The sequence below is a fragment of the Bradyrhizobium sp. ARR65 genome (assembly GCF_000472385.1).
GTDB lineage: Bacteria > Pseudomonadota > Alphaproteobacteria > Rhizobiales > Xanthobacteraceae > Bradyrhizobium.
The window spans coordinates 1-24178 of sequence record NZ_AWZU01000074.1 but is presented as its reverse complement, the minus strand read 5'-3'; the positions used below and the strand labels follow the sequence as shown (position 1 = coordinate 24178).

Here is a 24178-nt window from a genome sequence, read left to right as displayed (position 1 = left end):
CCGTAACCAGATTGCGGTGAACATCATGGCGTCGCGCAACCTCGACAACACTGGCCCCAGGCGCCCGACTCTCCTCCACGATCCGAAGCTTCTCGGCAGNGGTCCACCGCCGACGCCGCTCCGGACCGGANAGAACCGTAACCGTCGTCACGTTTGCTCATTTGCTTGCAAATTAATCAGCAAACCATCTCACGCCAAAACGCGATCCGGAAGGCGGTGCTCGGCGGAAGCTTACGCCGCGCAAGAGACGGGCGAAGAAATATCGGATCGGGAGACGAGCTTGACGTGCCGGTCGGCTCTACGTCGGCTGTTAGACCAGAGGCGGACGATCGCGGCCTCGGGCACTTCCACTCTTACCCGAAGGCGACCGTAAACTTGCAACGAGCGAGAGGCTGATCGCAGCTTAGCAGGTGACGGCCGGCCGTTAGGTCGTGGGACTTAGCACAAGCGGCACGCTCCCCAGGATGCGCAGCAGGCACGCCGCCACGGCAACCTCCGCCGCCAACAAACCCGCCGCCGCCATGACCGCACCCGCCGCCTCCGCCGCCATGGCCGCAACCGCCCCCTCGATCCTCGGTGAGCACGCGAGCGCGTTCGCGGCGATTCGTCCAGGGGCTTGATATGTATTCACACAAGCGCCGCCTGATTATCACGCTCAACCATAGTAGCCAGACAGCAAACTTTTGTTCACCTTGCAAATGTACGTGTATTTCGGATTGACTACCTGAGTGCACCGCGCTTCCGCAATCTGGCCGAGCAGCATGTAGCCCTCTGCGGCCGGGATCTTCCAATCGTCCTCCATCCAGTAAATCATTTCCTCGAATGCGATCCGCATCGCGTCCTCAAGCGGGCGCGCGCAGCCCAGGGTGCAAATATGCGTTGATGTCTCGATGCGCGGATGATTGAGCCGTGCGGGCGCGGGCTCGACGGCGACTTTTACGGTCAGGGTCGTGGCGATCTCGATAGCGCCCATGCCATTGCATTCGCCGTCGCCTTGAATGGCATGACAGTCGCCGAGAAACAGGTGCGTTCCCTCCTTGTTGACGCGAAACAAAACGGAATTGCCGGTCGTGATCTCCTGCACATCGAGATTGCCGCCATGCGGGCCGTTGTCGACGGTCAAGACCGCGCCGTGGACCGGCGCAACGCCGGCCACGCCGATCATCGGCTTGACCGGCAGTTTGAGGTGCTCGTTCCAGAGCACGTGCCCGTCCCTCACCTCGACGACCCTGGTCTGGATGCCGAATTCCTTGCGCCTGACCCAGTCGGGGAACATTCCGATGCCGGGCCAGAGCGCGGTAAAACCGAGCCTGTCGAGTTCGATGTTGAGGATATCCAGCCTGAGCATGTCGCCCGGTTTCGAGCCCTTGATCTCGATCGGTCCGGTTGCGCCGTTGACAAAGGGCAGCGTGACATCTGCTGCCGTGAGCTGCTGCCCGACATGACGTATGGTGCCGTCATTGACGTTGATCGCGCACTCGACCGCAAATGTCTCGCCCGGCTCGACGCTTGCGATGAAATCTTCATCTCCGGACAGCGCGAACTTGATATTGCCGGCCTTGCTGATGCGCTTCGACATGTTTCCTCCCAGACAGGTTGATTGCAGCTCAAACTAGATTTGCCGTCGCCACGGCATCAGCAGCCGCTCGACCTTGCCCACGATGAAGGTCAGGAGCAAAGCCAGCGCGATCGTCACCACCAAGGCGGCGAACACCTTCGGTATCACGTAGAGCGAACCCGCCTTGAAAATCGCGTGGCCGAGACCCTCCGACGACGACATGAACTCGCCGACAATCGCCCCAATCAAGGCAAAGCCTACGGTGAGCTTTAAGCCCGCAAAGATGTCGGCCAGCGACGCCGGCACCACAAGCTTGCGGAAAATCTGGAACTTGGATGCTCCCAACGTTCTCATCAGGTTGATCTGATCGGGATCGACGCCCACGGCCCCCTTATAGGAGGTCACCAGGGCGACGATCACCACCGACAATGTCGACATCGCGATTTTGGAAACCAGCCCCGTACCGAACCAAATAATGATGATCGGAGCCAACGCGATGATCGGTATCGAGCCGAGCGCGATGATAAAAGGCTCGACGACCCGGGACACGAATCTCGAATACCACAGCGAGAGGCCGATCAGCGTACCGAAGAGATTACCGACAAAAAACCCGAGCAGCGTCTCCAGTCCGGTGACGTAGGTGTCGCGAAAGACGCTGCCGTCGCGCACCATCTGTCCAAGAAAGCCGGCAATCGCCGACGGCGAACCGAACATGAAGGCGAAGACGCTGTTGGCAGAGGTCGCATGCTCCCAAAGGCTCAAGAACGCGGCGAGGATAGCGAGTTGGGTCGCCAGGATCGTGAGCGCGGCGCGGAGCCGTTTCCATCGGCGCGCCGCAAATGGCCGGGCAGTCTCAACGGGAGACTTGGTCGTGGGCGCCATTGCCGTTTCGATTTCCGCGGTCATTGCCGGACCACATCGAGATCGGCCCAGATGCTCCGCACATAGTGACTGAAACCCGGGTTTTCGCGCACCGCCATCATGTCGGTTCGCTCCGAGCCAAGCTCAATGTCATAGACCGCTTTGACCTTGGTCGGTCGCTTCGACAAAACAATAACCCGATCGGCCAGCGAGACCGCCTCTTCGATATCATGGGTGATGAGCAGGAGTGAGCGCCTGCCTTGCCGCACCAGTCCCACGGTATCGTTCTCGATCAAAAGCTTGCTTTGAAAATCCAGCGACGCGAATGGCTCATCCAGCAACAGCACGTCAGGTTCATTGACCAAAGTGCGCGCGAGCGCCACGCGCTGGCGCATTCCACCCGAAAGCGTCGACGGATAGTGATCGGCAAAGCCGTGAAGGCCCAATTGGTCAAGCATGGCACGGCCGCGGTCCTCAGCCTCGGCCGTCGCGACACCACGGATCTCCAGCCCCAGCATGGTATTGCCGAGCGCAGTTCGCCAGGGCAATAGCAGGTCCTTCTGCAGCATATAGCCGACATTCTGGGGCTGGCCGAACACCTCTCGTCCGTGCCAGAGGATGTGCCCGGAGTCCGGCAACAGCAATCCGCAGAGGGTGTTGAGAAGCGTTGTTTTCCCGCATCCGGAGGGACCGACGATGCTGATGATTTCTCCCACCCTCAGTATCAGGCTGAGGTCGGAAATGACCGGCATGATCCGACCGTCAAGGTCATAGCTTTTGGCGACGTGCTCGACCACGAGCGGAGGCTCAGCAGTCCGCGCCTGCGCACTCATCACGCCTTCCAGTTCTCGATCAGCGCCCTGAGCCGTCATTTGAGGCTGGCGATCGCCTTTTCCGCAAAAGAGTTGTCGATGATCTGATCGAAGGGAACCGTGCCCTTGGCATTGCCGAGATAGATCTGCATGTCCATCAGGTTTTTCCATTGATCCGGCTTGGTGATCACCGATTGCGCCGGAATGAGGTATTTCAATTCGGCGTCGATCGCCTTGTCGACCACGTCGCCCGGAAGATCGGGAAACTCCTGGCGTGCGACCGCCTTGGCGAAGGCCGGATCGGCGTAGGTCTTGCGCGAGGCCTCCTCGAAGGAAGTGACGAGCGCCTGCACCATCTCTGGATCTTTCTGGATCGTGCTTGGAAGCACCATGATGCCAGTGTTGCAAAATGGTCCGATATAACTCGCGAAATCGAACACCACCTTGGCGCCCTGCGCCTCGGCGGCCGCTACGCTCGGCTGGTAGGCGATGGCGATATCGGCTTGACCGGCGAGCATGGCGGCGATCTCCGTGCCCGGATTGACGGGAATGATGGTGGCGTCGACCCCGACCTTCAGACCTGCTTTTTCGAGCAGCCGCTTGGCGACGCTATAGTTCGTATTCGGCTCGGGCGAGGTGACGATTTTGAGACCCTTGAACTGCTTCGGATCGGTAATGGGCTGGAGTGTTTTGGAAACTCCGAAATAATGCGCGCGCTGCACGACCGTGCCCACCACGACGCCGGGACCGCCATTCTCCCGCGAGATTTGCGCCATGGTTGCATCTCCGATGGCGAAATCCGCCGAGCCGCCCAGTACGGCCGCGAACGTCTGGGTGTCGCCGCCGGCCGCGCTCACCTGCATGTCGAGCCCGTTCTTCTTGAAGATGCCGGAGTGCATGCCGACGTAGAGATTGATGTAACCCAGGTTGTGGACCGCCTCGCTGAAGCGCACGGTCTTCAGGGCTGCGGCCAATGCAGCGCGAGAGCCAAGCAGCGCTGACGTACTGAGACAGCCCGCAACGGCCGCTGAAGTGCCTAAGAAATGACGCCGGCTGAAGGGTTGACTGGTGAACGGTTGGCTGCTGTTTGTGGAGAAACGGCGGACTTGATCGGCCATGGCTCTGAACTCCCCCGAATGAAGCTTCAGACCGACATTAGTTCGTCTGCAAAATTATCAGAAGACAAAAATAGCGACGCCGACTGACCGAAAATTGGCGTGGCAATTCATTATGTCACATCCGATGACAGAATGCGCCTTGCACTGCTGCCGTCGTGAAATTTTCGTGCTCTCAATGAAGTCCAAATGACCAATCGGGTATCATCGCAATCGCCGTGCCGTCACTTTTGTCACCGTCCCCGCACAAAGAATTTGCAGCATGCGGGCAGGCCGAGCGCAGAGCACGTACCCGTCGTGTCGCAACAAGAAAATCGAACAGCGTCACGCGAAGCTGATGCGTGAACGATATCGCGCTCAAGGATTGACGCGTAGGGAAGCGAAGCGCCCGGTCACGGCCCCGCCACACTTTTCCGCGGCAATGCGCGCGGCTCGCCCTCCTTCGCGCTCTTTGTCGCGAATTGGCTGTTGGGACGCGCGAACGGTTTGCGATGTCGCGGCGGAGTTCTCGCTGGAAGCCCGCAGTCGCTCGAACAGATTGTTGACCAGTCCCCGCAACCGCAAGTTCTCAGTCGCCAGTTCTTTCATCTGTCTTGCGGCGGGAACGTCCAATCCGCCAAGCCGGCGACGCCAGCGATAGAAGGTTCGTCTTGTCACCCCGGCAGTCCGGCAAATTTCCAGCACCGGCACCCCAGCGCTGGCTTCGCCCAGCAACTGCAGAATTTCGTTGTCCGTGAATTGGGAACGCCTCATTTGAAGGACTCCATCTTCCCGACGGCACCCGGCAGTGCAGACTATAGCGCGGGAGCAATCAAGCTCCCATGCCCAGCACCTGCACATGAGCATTGCACCACGATGGCGAAAGCGACCACCTTGCGGACTCTTGCCTCGTTTGATTTCCTTGGTTCCTTCCCGGAGTCTGACATGCCACGCCGCTACGAAATACCGAGCACACCAGAGAACATGGTATGGTGATACCTCGACAGCGCGATCAAGCCCATACTCGAGGTCAGTTCAGGCGACACAGTAACGATGCACAGCTTTCCCGCTGGTGGAAAAGAAACGTTGCCGGATGACCTGAGCAGCGTGCCGGACGACTACCTGACTGCCCTTGAGACGCTGGAGCCCGGCCCAGGCCCCCATTTTATCACCGGCCCTGTCTATGTCAGGGGCGCCTCCGTTGGCGACGCCCTACAGATCGATATCCTGGATGTGAAGATACGGCAGGACTGGGGTTTTGTATCGATCCTCCCGCTGCTTGGAACGCTCCCGGACGAATTCACCGAGTACGAGACGATCCATCCGAGAATCGATCGGGATCGCAACGTTTGCGTGATGCCATGGGGAACCGAGGTCCCACTTGATCCTTTTTTTGGAATCATTGCCACTGCACCTCCGCCAAGCTGGGGGCGATGCGGATCACCGGTACCGCGGGCGTTCGGCGGCAACATGGACAATAGAGAGCTGCGCGCTGGCACAACTTTATATTTGCCTGTCTTTAACGAAGGCGCGCTGTTCTTTGCCGGTGATGGACACGCGGTTCAAGGCGACGGTGAAGTATGCATCACCGCGCTCGAAACGGGAGTAACGGAGACATTCCGCCTCACCGTGCGCAAGGACATGGAGATTCGATGGCCTTTCGCCGAGACCGCAACACACCTGATGTCGATCGGCCTCGACGAGGATCTCGATGATGCAGCAAAGCAGGCTGTCAGAGAAATGGTGAAGCACATTTGCGCGCGCACAAATCTGACCCGCAACGAGGCTTATATGCTGTGTTCGCTTGCCGGCAATCTTCGTGTCACTCAACTTGTCGATGGCAATAAGGGCATCCACATGCTCTTGCCCAAGTTGCTTTTGTAGCTTCGCAGCAAATTCGAAGGTACGGCACGCGTTCAACCTCGGCTATCGCATCGTCGGCCACTCGGACGGAGCTAGGGGGTACATGCCGATTTAAAAGATGCGGCGTATGGAGCAGCTGGGAAATCGGCCGCATGTCCACCATCCAAGAGACCAAGTGTTAGACGTTTAAGAGTTGCGATCATTGTGTTTCGCCGCAAGTTCGATCCAGCACATGACCGGACCGATTAACTGGTTGTCGGAAGTCCGCGTCTCGATCGTCCTCCTCGCTGTCCACAGCGAACGCCAAGCCTCCGCCATCACCAGTTTGAGGTTCTCATAGCTGGGCTGCGTTGCCGTGACTTCCTCATCGGGAGACGCGTATTGCCGCCCGCGAAATCATTGAATCATTGACCATCAGCGCGAGGAGGAAGCGCACCGAGCGGGGCGTCCATAAGGCTCCGTCCGCGGTGCGGTGCCCCTCGGCATTCAATGTAGCCGACACATCCGGTGGCTTCCTAGTGTGCTCCCGGGCGTAGATCTTCACCACGGGCTCCAGCTTCGTGAACAGGTCGCCCAGGCCGACGGTATCCGAGTGGAAATGGATCATCTCGGACTCGGTCATCGGCTGCCGCGAGTAGTCGCTCTTGTTCGGCACCGCTCGAATCAGGCGCCGCTCCTTGGGTGAGGTTGTTTCTCGAGAAGATGTTGAGGAGGCGGATCCTCTTTCGTCACGGACGTACTTTGCAGCCGGTCCGTACAATCACCGACAATGATGTCCAGGCAAAGCGGGACTGCGCGAGTGGCGCGTACCTCGAGTGATTGCAGTCCAACGGCTCAAAGCTTAAGCTGAACTCTTCAGGAAGCGTTCCAGATGCGCGGCGATAGCGGCTGGCTGTTCCTCAGGAACCCAGTGTCCCGCGCCGGGAATTACGTGGTCTTCCACATCCGTCGCGAGACGACGCAGGCTCTTCACCCACTTGTCGCCCGCGCCCCATCCGTCGGCGCTGCGGAGAGCAAGAACTGGTAGGTCCAACGTAACACGCCGCAGCCGCGATGCGAACGCGAGCGCCCTCGCACAAGTCGTCTGCAGCTACTTGATGCCACTGTGAAGGCGCCGCCTATACCCCAGATCGATCAGAAGGACCACCAACAGGAGCAAAGCGGCGGTCAGGAACAGCAGGCGGTGATTGCCCCCGCTGATGTTGAGCAGTGCAGAGAACGCGTAACCCGCCGCCGCCATCGCCGCGGCTGAAAGAATCGCTGCCCGGCTCCAGACGATATTTTGCCGGTGGACATTGTGGGGGATCGACTCTCGGACGCGCGCAAGCGCAAGCGGAACAATTCCGGGCGCGAAGGTCCCGATTACGATAGTCAGGGCGACGAGCGCGGGCCGATTGCTTGTCGCATAGACGCCGAGTAGCGCGGCCGCCTGGATCAACACCACCAGCCTGACCGTCGGGCGCGGGCCGATGCGATCCGCAAGAAAGCCGTACAGGGGCGGACCGGCGACAGCTCCTACGCCATACCGGATCCAGAACAAGCCTCCAGTATAAGTCCCCGGCGCCGAGACCACGCGTAATGAAATCGATCAGGAAAACCATGGGCGGCACGGCGGCGATCGCCATTAGCGCGTACTGCACATAAAGAATGCCTATGTGCAGGCTAACATGCGAATAGTCTCCGGTTTCGAACGGCTTAGTCGCAGTCCCGGCACCGGATTCCCGTGACGGCCACGCGAACCAGCTTGCCACTGTTATGATCGCCGAGACGACGCCAAGTCCGAGCCACGTCTGGCTCAATCCAAATTTCAACAGAAGCGGAACGATCGTACCCGAGCCGGCGATTCCGAGACCAAGCCCGAGGAAGATGGCGCCGCCGGCAATACCCCTACGCGCCTGCGGGACGTGGGGCAGGATGGTGCCGGCAACCAGCACCATCACTACGCCGCCAGCCATGCCAGAAATGAATCGCCACCCAAAATACCAGACAAACGATAGAGGCGCGGCGCAGGCAAAGAACGCCAAGGTGATAACGAGCATCATTAAGCGTAGCGTGTGCTTGCGCAGTCGTGCGGCAAGCGGTCGGGCTGCGAGAGCCCCGCCAAGATAGCCCGCTAAATTCGCCGCGCCGAGATAGATAACGGCCGAAGCCGAGAACCAGTGAGCCCGGATTAACTCGGGAATTAGCGGCGTGAAAGCGAAACGGGCGAGCCCGATACTAACAAGGCTGGCACTCAACCCGGCGAAGATGTGGCGCCAGACCAGAATAGGCTCGACCTGCGCCAGGGAATGACGCTGTGAATTGTGGGGCATGGACTCTGCGCGATTGAGCGGGATTGACATGGGCGTGGACGATATCGTCACACAGCCCTTGCGAAAGGCTGGGCGGCGCGGCGCTATGCCAGATCGCCACCATGAGCGGGGAGCACCACGACTTTGGTACCAATCGGGACGCGACGATAGAGATCGATGATGTCTTGGTTGATCAGGCGCACGCAGCCCGAGGAGACCATCGTGCCAATTGTCCAAGGCTCCAGGGTGCCATGCAGGCGATAATAGGTGTCCTGCCCGTTCGCGTAGAGGTAGAGCGCACGCGGTCCCAGCGGGTTGCCGACACCGCCAGCCATGCCGCCCTCATAGGGCCCATAGCGCTTCGGCTCGCGCTTGATCATATCGGGCGTCGGCACCCATCGCGGCCACTCTGCCTTGCGCGCGATAGTCGCGATACCACGAAAATTAAAGGCCTCCTCCTCCCCTACGGCCTACGCCGTATCTGATCGCGCGGCCCCCCTCCTGAACGAGATATGCGAAGCGCTTTCCCGGATCGACCACGATTGTGCCAGCCATCTCGCGTGTCGAATACGCAACCTCGCGGCGAAAGTATTTTGGGTCGATCCGGCTCAGATCCACTGCTGGCACTGGAAACGGTTCGCCAGGCACGGCGGCATAGATCGCTGCATAATGCGAATCGCGCTCATCGCTAGCTATCAGGCTGAGGCGGTCCTGCGTCACACATCCTGTAAGGACGAATGGTGCACCAACGATTAGGGCACGTCTGGTCATCATGGGTTCCGGCGTCCTTCTAAAAAGTCCGTATGGCAGCAGGTGGCACGAGCGGCCACGATGAACCGCCGCCTGGATGATTTTCGATTACGCGTGCAGCGTTCAGCGAGGGGCCGTGCTCGCTGCGGTCTGGCCGAACAAGACCGACTTACCCTCCTCCGTCACCGTTGGCCGGTGGGTGTAAGGGTCGCCCATAGAATACGCCCTAATGGTGCCAGGCCGTGCCGCAACCGCATCGAACCAGCGGCGAAGTTGCGGGAAATCGCCGAGATTTTGCTGCTGGCGCTTCCACGGCACAATCCACGGATAGGCCGCCATGTCGGCGATCGTATAGTCATCACCGGCCAGAAACCGGCTGTTCGCCAAACGCCGATCGAGCACGCCATAGAGCCGATTGGTCTCGTTCACATAGCGCGACACAGCATAGGGAATCTTTTCTGGCGCATAGAGCCCAAAATGATGGTTTTGTCCCGCCATCGGGCCAAGACCTCCAACCTGCCAGAACAGCCACTCCAGCACCGCCTTGCGGGCACGCGGCTCGCGCGGCAAGAACGTCCCGGTCCTTTCGGCGAGATAGATTAAGATGGCGCCGGATTCGAACACGCTGATCGGCACACCGCCGTCGAGCGGCTTGTTGTCGACGATTGCCGGCATGCGGTTGTTGGGCGAGAAGGCGAGAAAATCTGGCTTGAACTGCTGGCCAGCACTGATGTCAACGGGATGGATCCGATAAGGGAGTCCCGTCTCCTCAAGAAACATCGTTACCTTGTGTCCGTTCGGCGTCGGCCAGTAGTACAAATCAATCATGACTGTCTCCTCTTAGCGGAAGGCCAGGCCAGGCCTACCGCTGCCAAGCCCGGCCCGACCAGGCCGTTTAACAAAGCGGCATCGGGGCGCACCCGGGCGAGAACCCGTAGTCCGAGCAGCAGCGCTAGCAACTGTCGGGCCTGATCTTCGGCGCGAAAACTGGTGGAGATTTCGCCGCTTTTCTGCCCGGCGGATGCGCAGCGCAGGAAAAACTGCTCGATCTTTATCGTCTCGTCGGCCAGATATGCTTGTAACTCGGGATCGTCCTCGGTGGCCTCGAGCGTGGCATTGACCAGCATACAGCCACGGTGCTGGGGATCGGCCAACGATCGGTCGACGATCTCGCGGAAGAATCCGACGATCGCTTGCCCAGGCGACTTTGTAGTCTCGAGCCGTACGATACGCTCAAGCAGGATACTATCGAGATAGTGGCGCAGCGAGCGCAGGAAGATGCCCCGCTTGTCGCCGAAAGCCGCATAGATGCTGCTTTGGGTCAGACCCGTGGAGTCGGTTAAATCGCGCGTCGTGGTGGCCTCAAAACCTTTAGCCCAGAATACTGCACCCGCCGCTTCGAGAACCTCCACCTCATCAAATTCCCGAGGTCTGGCCATAGCGTTGCACCTCTATTATGGATCATCCGCTCCATATTAATGGAGCATATGATCCATAATGTCAAGTCACTCTCTTCCCGTAGCATTTGACCGGTTCGGAATCACATCGGTCATTTTCGCTTCAAGATCACTGGCCGCGGTCGGGCTCTCCTCGATCCAGCGCCGCCAATTGCAGGCATCGCTTTCATCCCAACACGGAAGCCGCCACACGCTGAAAGCGATTATTTTGTTACGGCATCAAACATTCACATCGTCCGCTAGTCAGTTAATCGTAGTAAGCTGGCGCTTTACGAAAGCCAGAGCACTCGTCGGGGTCGTGGCCTGTGACGACAAGGGCTCCGTCTCGCTCCGCTATCGTCCGCAGCTTTTGGACCGATCGGACAGCTTCGGTCGCCGACGTCATAAAGCCGGGCAAACGCCCGCTCCTCCCAGTGATCACGTGTGTAGGCAGCGTCCACAGCCCACGAGGGGTTCACCTACGAGGTGGCGTTCCCGCGCTTCCCTCCAGGGGCGAGAAGGTCCGCACTACCTCATACATACCCGGATCAAATCTGGCGAACGTAAGCGCCTCTTTGAAAAGCAGCAGTGGTCCAGGATCTGCGCGCATGGCCTCATCATCCTCAATGCTCCGCCACTGCGCATGCATTGTCACTTTCGAGCCGTCGACACTGCGGTGGAGCGTCGAGGAGACGAAGCCGGGAGCCCGGCGCACGAATTCATTCGTGGCGCGGGCAAGCAGATCGAGCAGCCGTTGCTGATTCGGCGGATCGACCGTGAAGACATTGATGATCGTGATCATGCGCATCGGTCTCGGAAGGCGCGACGGCGGCTAAGAAGGCGGCTTCCAGAAGTCTCGGCCCAGAAAAACTCCCCTCAGCTCAGAAGACGTTGGCCCGCGCGTCTTCGCGGGTAATTGCGCCATGCACCTCAAAGGCGTTGCGCTCGACCCAGTTGTGGCGCAGAAGACCATCCGGTCCCACCTCCCATACCGCGGTTCCCGTCATCTCGATGGAGGCGCCGTTCGGCTGCGTGCCCATCAGTCCATTATTGCGTCCTGTAACACGCCAGCGTGACGCGACACGGCTGCCGTCATGGTTTTGGAAAGTCTCGATGATGTGGAACTGAAAATCATGCACCTTAGCCAGGAAATCCCTGACCCAGGCTTTGAACGGCTCTCGGCCGACAATATCCCGACCGCCCGATGTAATCACGAAATCCTCGTGAACCAGGCGATCGATCGCGTCGGGATTCTGCGGCTGCTGCCATACCTCACGCCAGAAGTTCTCGACGATAGCCACGCTGTCTAACTGCATCATATTATCTGCTCTCGCTTGCTGATCTTTTCTACAGGGCCGTTCATGCGGTGAAGGCGCCATCGACGGAGATCGAATGACCGGTCAGGAAATGTGCTTTGCCGATTGCGGCAAACACGATCGCGGGAGCGATTTCATCGGCTTCGCCCAATCGCTGGGCGGGCAGGCTTTTTCCCAGACTGTCCGCCCCTGCAGCGTCGCCCGTGAAGCGCACTATCATGTCGGTATTAGTTGGTCCTGGCGCTACAGCGTTGACTCGTATCCCTGAGCTGGCCACCTCAAGCGCGACCGACTTAGTCAGACCTTCCACGGCATGCTTGCTCGCCGCGTAGATGGCGGCGCCAGCTGCGCCCTTCTTCCCCATCGCGGAAGACAGATTGACGATGCTGCCACTGCCTTGAGGGAGCATAATCCGAACTTCATGCTTCATGCACAACAGGGTGCCCAGGACGTTCGTATCAAACGTAGCTGCGTAGCTTTCGGCGGATTGCTCGACGATCGGGCCGACAGTTCCTTCCGTACCGGCATTGTTGACGGCCGCGTCCAGTCGGCCGAAACGAGCCACGGCTGCATCGACCAATTTACGTACTTCGTCATCATCGCGGACGTCGGCGCGCACGAACTCCGCTTCGACGCCCTTTTCCCGTAGCTCCCAGAGGAGGGCTCGGCCCGCTTTTTCCCGGCGCCCCGAAATCATGAGCCGTGCGCCCGCTTCCGCAAACGCATAGGCCGTGGCGCGGCCGATGCCGGTGAGCGCGCCTGTAATCAGTACGGAAGGAGAAGTCATGGTATCCTCGTGAACAACGCGATGAGAAGGATCAGGCGGTGGTCCTGCCAATCGAACCACCGCCATCGACGAACAGGGTCTGGCCGGTGATAAAAGCGGCTTCGTCCGAGAGCAGGAAGGCGATGGCCGCAGCGACCTCCTCCGGCTTTCCGAGGCGCCGCATCGGGATCATCGACAGGAATCGTCCCTCGGCCTCACTTCCGGCCGGCGTATTACGGCGGAACATCTCTGTCTCGACCGGGCCCGGCGCCACTGCGTTCACCGTGATCCCCATCTCCGCCAGCTCCATCGCCCAGGTGCGCGTGAGGCTGTTCACGGCCGCCTTGGCGGCCGCATAGCCGCTGCGCAGGGGGATACCCGTGGTTACCAGGCTGGTGACGTTCACGATCCGGCCCCACCCCTTCGCTTGCAATGAGGGCAAGATGGCTTGCACTGTCTGGATCGTCGGATGCACGTTGATGCGCAGCATGTCCTCCACATCGCGGAGTTCGATCTCCCCAATGCGATGCAGCCGGGCCAAGCCGACATTATTGACCACGCCGTCGAAGGAATGACACCGGGCGAGTTCGGCAAAGGCCGCGGCCGACATTGCGCTGTCATCGAGATCGATCGACACCAACGTGCCGGGGAAACCAGGATCCTGCCCACGGGCGATTCCCACGACGTGATGGCCGGAATCCGTGAGCCGCTGCGAGAGCGCGCGTCCGATACCCTTGCTTGCGCCGGTGATGAGGAAGGTCCGCTTCGTCAATTATAAATTCCTGTGTGAAAAAGTAGAAGGAAGAGAGCGTTAGGACGGGCGGGCGGATCAAGTGCCGGCGGTCACCGCTAGTGGCGGCAGTCCCAGCAAAGCGAGCGTCTGGCTCACAGCGCCCCTGAGCAGCGGACTTTCCGGTCGAACCCGCGCGAGAACACGGACACCCAGCAGCACCGCCAGCAATTGGCGTGCGGCGTCTTCGGGCGAATGCGCAGGCGAAATGTCTCCCCGCCGCTGCCCTTCCGCGATCCGCTCTCGGAAAAAGTTCTCTATGAGCTCCAACTCGGCCGCGATGGCGCCCCGAAATTCCGGATCCTGGGGCGAAGCTTCCAGCGCCGAGTTCACCAGCATACAGCCGCGCTGTAAGGCGTCGCCGAGGCTTCGCTCGATCGTGTCCTCGAAAAAACCGGTGATGGCCTCTCCCGGCGAGCGCGTCTCCTTAAGAGCGGTCATCTTCTCGCGCAGCCGGCCCAGATAATGGTCAAGCGCCCGCCTGAACATCCGCCGCTTGTCGCCGAAGGCCGCACAGATGCTGGACGGCGTCAGGCCGGTTCTGGCGCTCAGGTCGCGTGTCGACGTGGCTTCGTAACCGTTGGCCCAGAACACCTCGCTCGCCGCATCAAGTACAGCCTGCTCATCGAATTCGCGGGGTCGCGCCATGTCTCCATATTCCATTATGGGTCAATTGCTCCATAAGCTGATATGTAGCATTTGCTCCATATTGTCAAGGTGAGGATGCGGACGCACGTTGAAATAGTCGGAAGCCGGGAAATGACCGTCCCGTCAGCACGCCGAAGGGACGGTCTTCCTGGCGCTTCTCAGTTCGGCCAGGAGGAACCGAGAATAATCGAGCAGAAATTCTGGCGGGTGTAGTTCATGTCCTTGAGCGCCAGGACGTCTGCTTTGACGTTGCCGAAGGTCGTCAGCGGCTTCTTCTTAATGCCTTCGTAAAAGTGGTCGATGATATTTTCCTTGAAATTGCCCTCGCGCGGATGGCACGCGCAAACCTGATGCCGGTGCTCGTGCGAGAACTGGTTATAGGCGATGCCAAGCACGTCCATTTCCACTCCCGCTGTCACCAGCGCGATCGTCGGGCGCATGTGCTCGGGGATGCCTGGCGTGGTGTGAAGCGCGATCGCGGTCCACACATCCTCGATATCGCGCTCCGGGACGCCGTAGCTCTTCATGAAGTCGCGCGCCGCGTTGGCACCGTCGACCTCAAACCGCAGATCGGGGCTCGAATACTTCTCGGTGAGGCCCATGTCGTGGAACATGGCGCCGAGATACAGAAGCTCGGGATCGTACTTCAATCCCTTGCGCTCACCGGTCAGCGCGCCCCAGAAGAAGACGCGGCGGCTGTGGTTGTAGAGCAGGTCGTCCTCTGTGTCGCGAACGAGCTGAGTAGCGGCGCGCGCGATGTTGCTGTCAGGAACGCGAATGCCGGCAATGATCTGTGACATGAAAATAGTCTCCTTGACGGGTAAGCCCTCCGCTGCCGCGTGAGCGGTCACGCGAAGCGCTTGCGGGTTGTGGTGGTATGTTGGAGCGGCCGATTATTCGGCCGCCTCGGCTGTAAAGGTGAGCCCCAGCGCCTTCGCGACACCGGCAGCGTAGGCCGGATCGGCCTTGGCGCAGTTGGCGATGTGGCGCTGCTTCACCTCGAGGCGCGCGTCGCCCATCGCGCGAGCGGTGTTCTCGAAGAGAAGCTGCTGCTGCGCCGAGGTCATCTTGCGGAACAGGATGCCGGGCTGCTCATAGTGGTCGTCATCGACACGGTGGTCCCAGTGCGCCGCCGCGCCCGTCCACTCGAGTGGCGGCTCTGCAAGCTGGGGATCGCGATCGATCCATGCCCCCTTGCTGTTGGGCCAATAGCTCGGCGTGGCTCCGAGATTGCCGTCCGTGCGCATCGCGCCATCGCGATGATAGCTGTGGAACGGGCACTTCGGGGCGTTGACGGGAATGAGGTGGTGATTGACGCCGAGCCGATACCGCGCCGCGTCGCCGTAGGAGAACAGGCGTGCCTGCAGCATCTTGTCAGGCGAGAAGCCGATGCCAGGAACGATGTGCGCCGGTGAGAACGACGCCTGCTCGACCTCGGCAAAGTAGTTGTCGGGGTAACGGTTCAATTCCATTACGCCGACCTCGATCAGCGGGTAGTCCGCCTTCGGCCACACCTTCGTGAGATCGAACGGATTGTGCTTGTGGGCCTTTGCCTGCTCATCGGTCATCACCTGAATGAATAGCGTCCAGCGCGGGAAATCCTTGCGTTCGATGGCATTGAGCAGATCACGGCCATGCGTCTCGCGATCGTTCGCGACCAGCGCGGCCGCTTCCTGGTCGGTCAGATTCTCGATGCCCTGCTGCGTCCGGAAGTGGAACTTGACCCAGACCCGCTCATTGGCGGCGTTGATCATCGAGAAGGTGTGGCTGCCGAAGAGATGCATGTGGCGGAAGCTCTTCGGAATGCCGCGGTCGGACATCACGATCGTCACCTGGTGCAGCGCTTCGGGAAGAAGCGACCAGAAATCCCAGTTGCTGTCGGCCGATCGCAGGCCGGTGCGAGGATCGCGCTTGATCGCGTGGTTGAGATCGGGGAAGCGCAAAGGATCTCGGAAGAAGAACACAGGCGTGTTGTTGCCGACCAGGTCCCAATTGCCTTCCTCGGTATAGAACTTGAGAGCGGTCCCGCGGATGTCGCGCTCCGCGTCGGCGGCGCCGCGCTCGCCGGCGACGGTCGAAAAGCGCGCGAACATCGGCGTCTGCTTGCCGATTTCCGAGAAGATCTTTGCCTTGGTATAGCGGGTGATGTCGTGCGTCACCGTGAAGGTGCCGTAGGCGCCCCAGCCCTTGGCATGCATCCGCCGTTCCGGAATCACCTCGCGATCGAAGTGCGCCATCTTCTCGATCAGCCAGATGTCCTGAAGCAGGGCCGGCCCGCGTGGGCCCGCAGTCATGATGTTCAGATTGTCCGCCACCGGAGCACCGGTCGCGTGTGTCATGGGAGGGTGCTTCTCGCTCATCGATTTTCTTCCTTTCGTCGTGAACGGGCGGGCTGACGTGCTCTCGATCAGAAGCCAAGGTCGGACAGCCCCGGATGACCGTCGGGCCTGCGGCCGTCCGGCCACAGGAGCTTTCGATCACTTTGCTGGATGGGGTGTTCGTTGACGCTGGCGATGCGACGGCGCATCAGGCCCTCGCCGTCGAATTCCCAGTTCTCGTTGCCGTAGGCGCGGAACCAAGTGCCGCTGTCGTCATGAAACTCGTAGGCGAAGCGCACGGCGATGCGATTGCCCGCGAAGGTCCACAGCTCCTTCACGAGCCGGTAATCGAGCTCCCGCGCCCATTTGCGCGTCAGAAACGCCTCGATCTCGGCGCGGCCATTGATGAACTCGGCACGGTTGCGCCACTGGCTGTCAGAGGTGTATGCAAGCGCCACCTTGGCCGGATCGCGGCTGTTCCAAGCATCTTCAGCGAGCCGGACCTTCTCGATAGCGGTTGCTTCGGTGAACGGGGGTAAGGGCGGACGCACGGATCACTTCTCCCGCAGGCTTCATTGCGTTGAACCTCGCGTGTGTATATCGCTCGGTGCATCCGCCCTGCGCAATGAAGGTGATCCTGCGTATCTGGCCAGCCGCACGTCGTTTCATGCCAAGCTCGGCTTTCGGCCCCTCGATGAGCACCCGCGGGGCGAATTGCTTCGCAATTATCTTTATCGGCCGTGTTACGAAAGTGCATCCGGCCCGTCGGAGCGCAACCGGTCCTAGACTGGGTCCGCCTTACGAAAACTTGCCCGATACTGCGCTGGCGTTACGCCAAGGCGAGCCGTGAAGACGATCCGCATCCGGTCCGCCGAACCGAAGCCGCAGTCGTATGCCACCGCCTTCAATGGCAGATCGCTTCCCTCCAGCATCATCCGCGCCGCATCGACACGAGCACGTTCGATGAATTCGTGCGGCGTGATTCCGGTTTCCTGGACGAAATGCCGCGCAAGATTCCGGGTACTCATCCCGGCCGCTGCAGCGAGAGACTCCAGCGTGTGACGGCCTCCGATGTTCGCCATGACGTGATCCTGAACCCGCGCAATCGGAGAGTCCGGATCAGCAGGCGCACTGAGATACGGACTGAACTGGGACTGTCCCCCTTGACGCTGGGCGACCACCACGAGCCGCTTGGCGACTTTAAGCGCTGTCTCCGCGCCATGCCGCTGGCCGACCAATGCCAGGGCGAGGTCGATTCCCGCCGTCACGCCTGCGGAGGTGATCAGGCGCCCATCACGGACGTAGATCAGATCGGGCTCGACCTTCGCCTTGGGAAATTGCGCCGCCAGGGCCGGTGCATCCTGCCAATGAGTCGTGACCCGCCGCTCATCGAGCAGACCAGCATGGCCGAGGACGAACGCTCCGGTGCAGATAGAGCCGTACACACTCGAGTGCCACGGCGCGGCTTTGACCCATTCAACCAAGCGCGGTTCTGGCGCTGCTCCGGGCAGTGCCGGACCACCCGCGACGAGGATGACATCGAAGCCTCCGTTAGCGTCCTCGAAAGTCACGTCGCCCAGCAAACGAATTCCATTCGAGGCACGCACAGGGTCGCGGTCGGCGGCGACGAGAATGGTCTCATAACGGTCAGACGAATCGAGAAAGGCGTTGGCCTCGGTGAACACGTCCACCGGCCCGGCGACATCCAGTGCTTGGACCCCTTCGTGAATTACTATTGCAACCGCTTGGCCCGGCACGTTGCACGGCCTCCTCTCGTGGATAGTTCAGCCCGTCTCAGCAGGCGGGCGTGTTCAGTATTCTTCGATCGCCCGGCAAGGCGCGGGCTCTAGCCTTGGCTTTCGCCAGGTTGTAACCGGTGATCGGCCCAAATCCAGGCCCACACTTCAACCCCTTTGCGCTGTCTCAAACCCAGAGACCTCTGAACGGGGTCGGGCTTTCGTACCCGACGGCGGCCGCAGCCGCCGAGACGGATTGATCTTCCGATGTCATCAGACGAGCCGCCTCAATGAGACGCAACCGCTTCTGAAACTGAAGAGGCGTGGTTCCGCACACGGCCTTGAAATGCCGGTGAAAGGCTGACTCACTCATTCCTACCCTCCGTGCAAGATCCGGAATCCGCACCGGCTCGGTGTAACTGCGCCGGATGTAGATAATGGCCTCGGATATCCGCGCAGCATGACTGTTCGCGTGGACGAGCTCACGAAGCAGACGGCCATGGCTCGCTGACAGAAGCCAGAAGTGCATCTCGCGCATAAGCAACAGGCGCAAGATTGCCGCGGCCGCTGGTTTGCCGAGCAGTCCGAACAGCCGCTCCATCGCGTTCACAATGGCGTCGTCCGCTTCGCCCGCTGCGATCGCACCGACACGCCCCTCTCCGTCGCTGCCACGCGCGACGTCACCTCCGAGATCGTCGATCTCAGCAGCCAGCTCCTTGATCAGTGTCATGTCAATCTGAAGAGCCAGTGCCAAGTAGGGGTGCCGCCTGGATGCTTCAATGACTCGCGCATAGGTGGGCAACTCAAGGCTGACAATGACCGATTGCCCCTGTGAGAAGGTAACCCTCTCGTCACCCAGAGACGATTGCTTGGCACCCTGCAGCACCAGACACAAGATTGGCCGGTAGAGCACGGGCGAGAGGTCGGTCGGCCGGAAGTCGCGCGACGATCAAACCCGGAATGTCCGTGTAGAAGGGCTCGCCTCCTATCGCCTGTTGATCGGCATAGGCAAGGACGCGGCTCGTCAGAGCTTGAGCAAACATGATTGGCTCCAGCTAGAAACAGGCAGTTTTTACGACCGAACGACGCGCTCCAGTGCAGCGACGGGCAAAGTACGTCCCCTACAGGTATGTCCCTTTTTGGGGGCAAAGTTGGTCCCTTAACCTGGAACAAACAAAACGCCGCCGGCGACGGTGGGTTTTTCAGTTCAGGAAGTGTGCTGCGCTGGGTCAGGCCGGCTCCAGGCCGGCGTCGAAGCCTTTCTTGAGCACTTGCGCGATACCTACCCCTATTCGCGGTCAGGCAACGAAGGGCCGCAGGCCCGGGTGGGGCGCATCTACCAGGTGCTGGAGTTCGGACGGGAGGATAAGGCCTACCATCCGCTGCGGGACCTGGTCGGCAGCTTCATCCGGACGCGCCTGGCGGTCGGCCCCGTCGACGTCGTGTTCGGCAAAACGGTCGATCAGCGAGACCAAGCTCCACCCGAAGCGTCTCCGAAAGCTCCTGGAGGCGGCAGGAGTGCTGCCGGAGGCCTTGGGCGACCTCTCAGACGGAAATTGCCTGTTTGATGCTGTACGGGGCTCCAGCGTCGCATCGGCTGCCACCCTCTCCGTCAGCCACGTCGGCGAATACCTCAATGCTCCCCGCGTGCAGCGGGACCGTCTCTACTGGGCCGGCATCAGTGCCCTGGATCAAGGGTGTCGGCCACGGCGCCGCCGACCGGTTGCCCCCGAGGACCTGGATGTCTTCCCGGCCAGGCTGCTCGACGGCGCGGTGCTGGCCGATGCCGCCGTCGACGGTCAGGTCACCATCCCGCAGGCCGCCACCGCGCCTTCTGCATGAGCGAGGACGTCGTCCAGTTGATTCTCGATGGCAAAGTGCAGCGGAAGTGGAAGCTCGCTGGCGAGCGCGGCTACATGTCCCTGTGACTGGTCTTGAGGCGCGGGCCCGAACATGGCGGGCTGACCGGCCACGCGCTGAAAGACCGGCTGCAAACCAATGATCGCGTGGCTCACAGGCTCATGGCTCTGGGACATCTGAAGACGTTCACCGTCGTGAACCCCGTCAACCGCTGCCCCACCGTCATCGTGCCCGCGGAGGAAGTCGAGCGGTTTGAGCGCGAGTACGTCTCGCTGTTCGCGCTCGCAAAGCAGCAGGAGCGGCATTTCCTGGTGGTCAAGGCGCCGAGCGATGTAGCCCCAGAGCGTTCCGAGAGCTCGCCGTCCAGGGTCGCGCAACGGAAACGCAAATGATCGACTCCACGCACATCAAAGCGCTTCGAAGTGAAGGCGGGCTTCCTGTCGGAGGGAGCTACGTTGGCTACGCATCTTGTTTGAGTTGCTCCAGCGCCGAAGGAGCTCGATACCGGCAGCGTGAAGCCGGCGATGGATCCGGAGGAGATCGGGGCGACGTTCTCCCGGAAACGCGAGATCGAACGTCTTTATCCGGAAGGAGGTGTGTAAGGGGTAGCTTCGAGAGTGATCGACGTTTTCGCCCGGCAGGATGCAATCGACCATCATTCCCGCTGAAGCTATCGTGCCGACCGTCTCCTCGACCCCGGGGCGGTGCCGGCGCCGCTCGGGATGGACCGTCGGCTTCCTCGCATCAATGGCATCCTCATGACGCCATCTCGTCGAACAAAGCCTTGGCCTGTTTCAAGTCGAGCGTGTCAAAGCCTTCGGTGAACCAAGCATAGATCGGCGCCAGAAGATCGCGGGCCTGCTGCGGTTTTCCCTGATCACGCCACAGCCGCGCCATGCTTGTCGCCGCGCGCAATTCCCAGGATTTGGCCTGCTGCTCGCGCGCGATCGCGAGCGCACGTTCGAAATAGATTTCCGCTTTCGCCGCGTCCGGCTCGGGCGAAATCAGCGCGATCTCGCCGGCCATGCGGTGGACCTCGGCCTTCCACCACCTTTCTTTGTTTATTTCTACGGCCCTGAACGCTTCGCCCATCCAGCGCCAAGCGTCATCGAACTGATCAAGCTCAGCATGGGCCCTCGCCAATTGCGATAAGTACAAAGGCATCCATACTGCGGCTCCCCTTGACCGGTATGCGGCGATCCCGGAGGTGAGCATGCGGACTGCGTCCGAGGGTTTGCCGGCCACGGCGGCAAGCCAACCTTGGTTCATCATTCCGTGCGGCTTCCAGTGCAGAGAGCCTTTTTCGTCTGCCAGTACGCCGAGTTCATCGGCCGCTGCGATTGCTTTTGCGTAGTTCCCGCATTGGAAATAGGTGATCGTCGCATGCCCCAGCGCGTAAATCAGCGTGGCAGCTTGGCCGATCGCTCGTGCATCCTTGATCGCGACGTCTGCGTCGGCGAGCGCGGCCCCGGGATAGCCAAGGAACCACGAAGCCCAAGACCGATAGGACAAGATCGACACCCGAGCATCTACGCCAAAACGCGCCGCCAGCGGACGATGCTCGGCATAATCGTAAAGCGCGATCCCCTTGTCCAAATGCGCCCGGCCTCGCTCGATGTCCCCCGCGCACATGGAGGTAATACCCAAAATGCGATGTGCTGTCAGGAGCGCAGCCGGCCTTCCCTGTTTCTCGGCAAGCGCCAGGAACTGGGCCGCAAGCTCGCTCATGATGTCGCCATTGGATGCCACATAGCTCGAGGTCCACAGGCCGTAGAGGACCGCGAACAACAACAGCGAATCCTCAGGAGGCTCTCCGAGGGCTTCGGCTTCTTCGATTAACAGACGTGCCCGCTCCGCAGCCACCTTGGTTTCTGGCGACGCATACCCTTTGACATGGAGGAGTGGGGTTATGATCGCGACCTGAAGCTTGATATGTTCGCGGCGCAGTGCAGGCGTGGCGGGCGAGGCCGCAATCTGACCGAGGGCACGCGTGAGCTGCTCTATGGCTTCGACCAGCGCCGAGCGCTCCAGCGATCGCTGTCCCGCCTTGCCCCAGAGGCCCGCGGCCTTTTCGATCAACCCGGCCTCGGTGCAGTGATGCGCCAGGATCTCCGGCCGGCTCTCCGCAATCTCGGCGAATTGGCTTTCGAGGGTCTCGGCGATACGAGCGTGAAGTGCGCGTCTCGGCTCTCGCAGCAGCGTACCATAGGCCGCGTCCTGCACGAGGGCATGCTTGAACAGGTAGGTCGCATGCGGCGGCACGCCTCGCCGGAATAGCAAGCCAGCCTGGATGAGGCGGGCGATCGCGGATTCCAGCTCCGCCTCGGGCCTGCCTGCCACCGATGCCAGAAGGGCATGGGAGAACTCGCGCCCGATTGCTGCCCCGATCTCCGCTACCTCCTTGGCTGGGCCAATCCGGTCGAGCCGTGCCATTAGCGATGCATGCAAACTTGCAGGGACCGCCACGTCTGGGGACGGAACCGCCGCAACCATGCGCCGGGCCGCGCCCTCGCTCTCCGCCTCCAGCACCGCCTTCGTCATCTCCTCGACAAAGAGGGGAACGCCATCGGTGCGCTCGATAATGTCCCGCCTGATGCTCGCCGTCAGCAGCTTGTTGCCGACGACGCGGTCGATCATGGCACCGACGTCGCGCTGTGTCAGCCGATTGATTGTGAGGGCCGTCACGTGAGGCTGTCCGATCCACGGCGGGTCGAATTCCGGCCGGAACGTGACGATCAGCAGCACGCGAAGGGTCGCGATCACGTCGACAACCCGACCGAACACTTCCAGGCTCGTCGGATCGGTCCAGTGCGCATCTTCGAAAATCATCAGCGCTGGATTCTGGCGGGTCAGCGCCTCCAATTGTGAGATGAGCGCGTCCAGCGTTTTTTGCCTGCGCTGCTGCGGGGTCAACTCGAGCGTGGGATAACGTCCATCATTCGGGAGCGACAGCATCTCGGCAAAGAGCGCGACATCCGCGATTGGGGTCGAGGTCTGCGCGAGCACGGCATCGAGTTTGTCAAGCCGCGTTTGCAGCTTGTCGTCGTGCGCCAGTCCGGCCGCACGTTCCATCTGGCCGATGATCGGATAAAGCGCGCTGTCCGTGTGCTGCGGGGAGCAGAAATAGCGCAAGCGCGTGTGCGGTTCGGCGGCGAGGCGTTTCAGCAGCGCAGCGGTGAGTCGAGACTTTCCGATGCCGGCCTCGCCGGAGATGAGCACCACCTGACCTTCGCCGGTCTTTGCCGCCGACCAGCGCCGCAGCAGCAATTCGAGTTCTTCTTCCCGCCCGACGAGGTCGGTCAGGCCGGTCCCGTGGAACGCCTCGAAGCGACCTTCCGCCGAACCCGCCCGTAGCGCCGACCAGACCCGCACTGGTCCGGCGATGCCTTTGAGGTCCTTGGCTCCGAGGTTCTCAAGCTCGAACAGATCGCCGAGGAGTTTTCGCGTACCCTCGGCGATGACCACCATGTTCGGCTCGGCGACGCCTTGAAGGCGGGCCGCGAGGTTCGGGGTCTCGCCGACGATGCCGCGCTCCTGAGCCTCTCCCGATCCGACTAGGTCACCGACCACCACAAGCCCAGTCGCAATACCGACCCTGATTTGCAGCGAAACGGACGCTTTGAGTGCGCTCACTGCCGCAACCAGCTCCAGGCCCGCCCGCACCGCTCGCTCGGCGTCGTCCTCGTGGGCCTGCGGATAGCCGAAATACACCAGCACGCCGTCGCCCATGAACTTGGCGACGAACCCGTCGAAGCTGCGTAAGCATACGACCAATACCGCGGGATTCCCGGGCGTGCGGATAGTCGTTGCCGGCTATGATGATGCCGAGGGTTTCAGGCGGCCTGAGCCGCAGCGGNGNCTTTTGCTTTCCACTCCCACGGGAGNAGTTCGTGCAGGCGGGATTGCGCGATTTCTGCGATGCGTCTGAAGACGTCGGCGAGCCAGACCTTGGGGTCGACGTCGTTGAGGCGCGCAGTCATGATGAGGGTGAGCATGACGGCGGCCCGGTGCGCGCCGCGGTCGGATCCCGCGAACAGCCAGGCCTTTCTGCCCAGAGCCAATCCGCGCAGGCTCCGTTC

General features: G+C 61.0%; 26 protein-coding genes and 5 pseudogenes. 4 read left to right on the top strand and 27 right to left on the bottom strand.

Features of this window, described 5'->3' with window-relative positions; genetic code table 11:
* From F758_RS48855 to F758_RS0140010, 6 genes are all read right to left on the bottom strand, one after another.
* Positions 1–151 (bottom strand): transposase (locus F758_RS48855; protein WP_157450409.1); only part of this gene is annotated, 151 nt, incomplete at its 3' end.
* Between the two features lie 504 nt (positions 152–655).
* Positions 656–1579: an acetamidase/formamidase family protein gene (locus F758_RS0140030; protein WP_024513075.1), complete on the bottom strand. Its 924-nt coding sequence runs from the start codon at positions 1577–1579 to the stop codon at positions 656–658.
* Positions 1580–1612: 33 nt separating this feature from the next.
* Positions 1613–2464 (bottom strand): ABC transporter permease, encoded by an 852-nt coding sequence (locus tag F758_RS0140025; RefSeq protein WP_024513074.1) that lies wholly within the window; start codon positions 2462–2464, stop codon positions 1613–1615.
* A complete protein-coding gene (locus F758_RS0140020; RefSeq protein ID WP_035724887.1) occupies positions 2461–3252 on the bottom strand; it encodes an ABC transporter ATP-binding protein in 792 nt (263 codons plus the stop codon). Before F758_RS0140020 ends, F758_RS0140025 begins: the two co-directional genes overlap by 4 nt.
* Positions 3253–3287: 35 nt before the next feature.
* Positions 3288–4349 carry an ABC transporter substrate-binding protein gene (locus F758_RS0140015; RefSeq protein ID WP_024513072.1) on the bottom strand — a complete coding sequence of 354 codons (1062 nt, stop codon included), beginning with the start codon at positions 4347–4349 and terminating at the stop codon, positions 3288–3290.
* A gap of 354 nt (positions 4350–4703) precedes the next feature.
* On the bottom strand, positions 4704–5099 hold the full coding sequence (locus tag F758_RS0140010; RefSeq protein WP_024513071.1) for a transposase: 396 nt from the start codon (positions 5097–5099) through the stop codon (positions 4704–4706).
* Positions 5100–5270: 171 nt separating this feature from the next.
* On the opposite strand from F758_RS0140010, the pseudogene F758_RS45770 reads away from it, so the two are divergent.
* Positions 5271–6209, top strand: a pseudogene (locus tag F758_RS45770) (acetamidase/formamidase family protein).
* Positions 6210–6552: 343 nt separating this feature from the next.
* Here F758_RS45770 and F758_RS0140000 read toward each other — a convergent pair.
* Positions 6553–6843: a hypothetical protein gene (locus F758_RS0140000; protein WP_024513070.1), complete on the bottom strand. Its 291-nt coding sequence runs from the start codon at positions 6841–6843 to the stop codon at positions 6553–6555.
* Between the two features lie 216 nt (positions 6844–7059).
* Here F758_RS0140000 and F758_RS50420 point away from each other — a divergent pair, with 216 nt between their 5' ends.
* A complete protein-coding gene (locus F758_RS50420) occupies positions 7060–7215 on the top strand; it encodes a hypothetical protein (RefSeq protein WP_157450406.1) in 156 nt (51 codons plus the stop codon).
* A gap of 63 nt (positions 7216–7278) precedes the next feature.
* On the opposite strand, the gene F758_RS52915 is transcribed toward F758_RS50420, so the two are convergent.
* The 18 genes and pseudogenes from F758_RS52915 to F758_RS50415 form a co-directional block, all read right to left on the bottom strand.
* Positions 7279–7728: an MFS transporter gene (locus F758_RS52915; RefSeq protein ID WP_198026688.1), complete on the bottom strand. Its 450-nt coding sequence runs from the start codon at positions 7726–7728 to the stop codon at positions 7279–7281.
* 94 nt (positions 7729–7822) lie between these two features.
* Positions 7823–8500 (bottom strand): annotated as a pseudogene (locus F758_RS53620) (YbfB/YjiJ family MFS transporter); the annotation flags it as partial.
* 83 nt (positions 8501–8583) lie between these two features.
* Positions 8584–9253 (bottom strand): annotated as a pseudogene (locus F758_RS45760) (L,D-transpeptidase).
* A gap of 99 nt (positions 9254–9352) precedes the next feature.
* Positions 9353–10057, bottom strand: coding sequence for a glutathione binding-like protein (locus F758_RS0139985; protein ID WP_024513069.1), 705 nt, complete (start codon positions 10055–10057; stop codon positions 9353–9355).
* Complete coding sequence (locus F758_RS0139980; RefSeq protein ID WP_024513068.1) at positions 10054–10668, bottom strand: TetR/AcrR family transcriptional regulator; 615 nt, start codon at positions 10666–10668, stop codon at positions 10054–10056. Before F758_RS0139980 ends, F758_RS0139985 begins: the two co-directional genes overlap by 4 nt.
* Positions 10669–10933: 265 nt before the next feature.
* A pseudogene (locus F758_RS52475) lies at positions 10934–11126 on the bottom strand (N-acyl homoserine lactonase family protein); the annotation flags it as partial.
* Between the two features lie 14 nt (positions 11127–11140).
* Positions 11141–11467, bottom strand: coding sequence for an antibiotic biosynthesis monooxygenase family protein (locus F758_RS0139975; RefSeq protein ID WP_024513067.1), 327 nt, complete (start codon positions 11465–11467; stop codon positions 11141–11143).
* Between the two features lie 79 nt (positions 11468–11546).
* A complete protein-coding gene (locus F758_RS0139970; RefSeq protein ID WP_198026687.1) occupies positions 11547–11966 on the bottom strand; it encodes an ester cyclase in 420 nt (139 codons plus the stop codon).
* A gap of 58 nt (positions 11967–12024) precedes the next feature.
* Positions 12025–12768, bottom strand: a complete 744-nt coding sequence (locus F758_RS0139965) for an SDR family NAD(P)-dependent oxidoreductase (protein WP_024513065.1) — start codon at positions 12766–12768, stop codon at positions 12025–12027.
* A 31-nt stretch (positions 12769–12799) separates the two neighbouring features.
* Positions 12800–13519 carry an SDR family oxidoreductase gene (locus F758_RS0139960; protein ID WP_024513064.1) on the bottom strand — a complete coding sequence of 240 codons (720 nt, stop codon included), beginning with the start codon at positions 13517–13519 and terminating at the stop codon, positions 12800–12802.
* A gap of 57 nt (positions 13520–13576) precedes the next feature.
* Positions 13577–14185 carry a TetR/AcrR family transcriptional regulator gene (locus tag F758_RS0139955; protein ID WP_024513063.1) on the bottom strand — a complete coding sequence of 203 codons (609 nt, stop codon included), beginning with the start codon at positions 14183–14185 and terminating at the stop codon, positions 13577–13579.
* A gap of 158 nt (positions 14186–14343) precedes the next feature.
* On the bottom strand, positions 14344–14985 hold the full coding sequence (locus F758_RS0139950) for an HD domain-containing protein (protein WP_024513062.1): 642 nt from the start codon (positions 14983–14985) through the stop codon (positions 14344–14346).
* A 93-nt stretch (positions 14986–15078) separates the two neighbouring features.
* Positions 15079–16545, bottom strand: coding sequence for a catalase (locus F758_RS0139945; protein WP_024513061.1), 1467 nt, complete (start codon positions 16543–16545; stop codon positions 15079–15081).
* 47 nt (positions 16546–16592) lie between these two features.
* Complete coding sequence (locus tag F758_RS0139940) at positions 16593–17054, bottom strand: nuclear transport factor 2 family protein (RefSeq protein WP_024513060.1); 462 nt, start codon at positions 17052–17054, stop codon at positions 16593–16595.
* 231 nt (positions 17055–17285) lie between these two features.
* A complete protein-coding gene (locus F758_RS0139930; RefSeq protein ID WP_024513058.1) occupies positions 17286–18260 on the bottom strand; it encodes a GlxA family transcriptional regulator in 975 nt (324 codons plus the stop codon).
* Positions 18261–18426: 166 nt separating this feature from the next.
* Complete coding sequence (locus F758_RS52910; RefSeq protein ID WP_283805907.1) at positions 18427–18768, bottom strand: helix-turn-helix domain-containing protein; 342 nt, start codon at positions 18766–18768, stop codon at positions 18427–18429.
* Positions 18745–19164 (bottom strand): annotated as a pseudogene (locus F758_RS52905) (AraC family transcriptional regulator); the annotation flags it as partial. The pseudogene F758_RS52905 and the gene F758_RS52910, both read right to left, overlap by 24 nt.
* A gap of 373 nt (positions 19165–19537) precedes the next feature.
* The gene (locus F758_RS50415; RefSeq protein ID WP_157450404.1) at positions 19538–19714 is read right to left on the bottom strand and encodes a hypothetical protein; all 177 of its coding nucleotides are present in this window, start codon (positions 19712–19714) and stop codon (positions 19538–19540) included.
* 43 nt (positions 19715–19757) lie between these two features.
* Between F758_RS50415 and F758_RS0139915 the strand changes: the two genes are divergently transcribed.
* Positions 19758–20081, top strand: coding sequence for a hypothetical protein (locus tag F758_RS0139915; RefSeq protein WP_024513057.1), 324 nt, complete (start codon positions 19758–19760; stop codon positions 20079–20081).
* A 92-nt stretch (positions 20082–20173) separates the two neighbouring features.
* Positions 20174–20491 (top strand): hypothetical protein, encoded by a 318-nt coding sequence (locus tag F758_RS0139905; protein WP_024513056.1) that lies wholly within the window; start codon positions 20174–20176, stop codon positions 20489–20491.
* Between the two features lie 364 nt (positions 20492–20855).
* Here F758_RS0139905 and F758_RS0139895 read toward each other — a convergent pair whose 3' ends face one another.
* Both F758_RS0139895 and F758_RS0139890 read right to left on the bottom strand, forming a co-directional pair.
* A complete protein-coding gene (locus F758_RS0139895; protein ID WP_024513055.1) occupies positions 20856–23873 on the bottom strand; it encodes an AAA family ATPase in 3018 nt (1005 codons plus the stop codon).
* Positions 23874–23932: 59 nt separating this feature from the next.
* Positions 23933–24178 (bottom strand): transposase domain-containing protein (locus F758_RS0139890; RefSeq protein ID WP_024513054.1); only part of this gene is annotated, 246 nt, incomplete at its 5' end.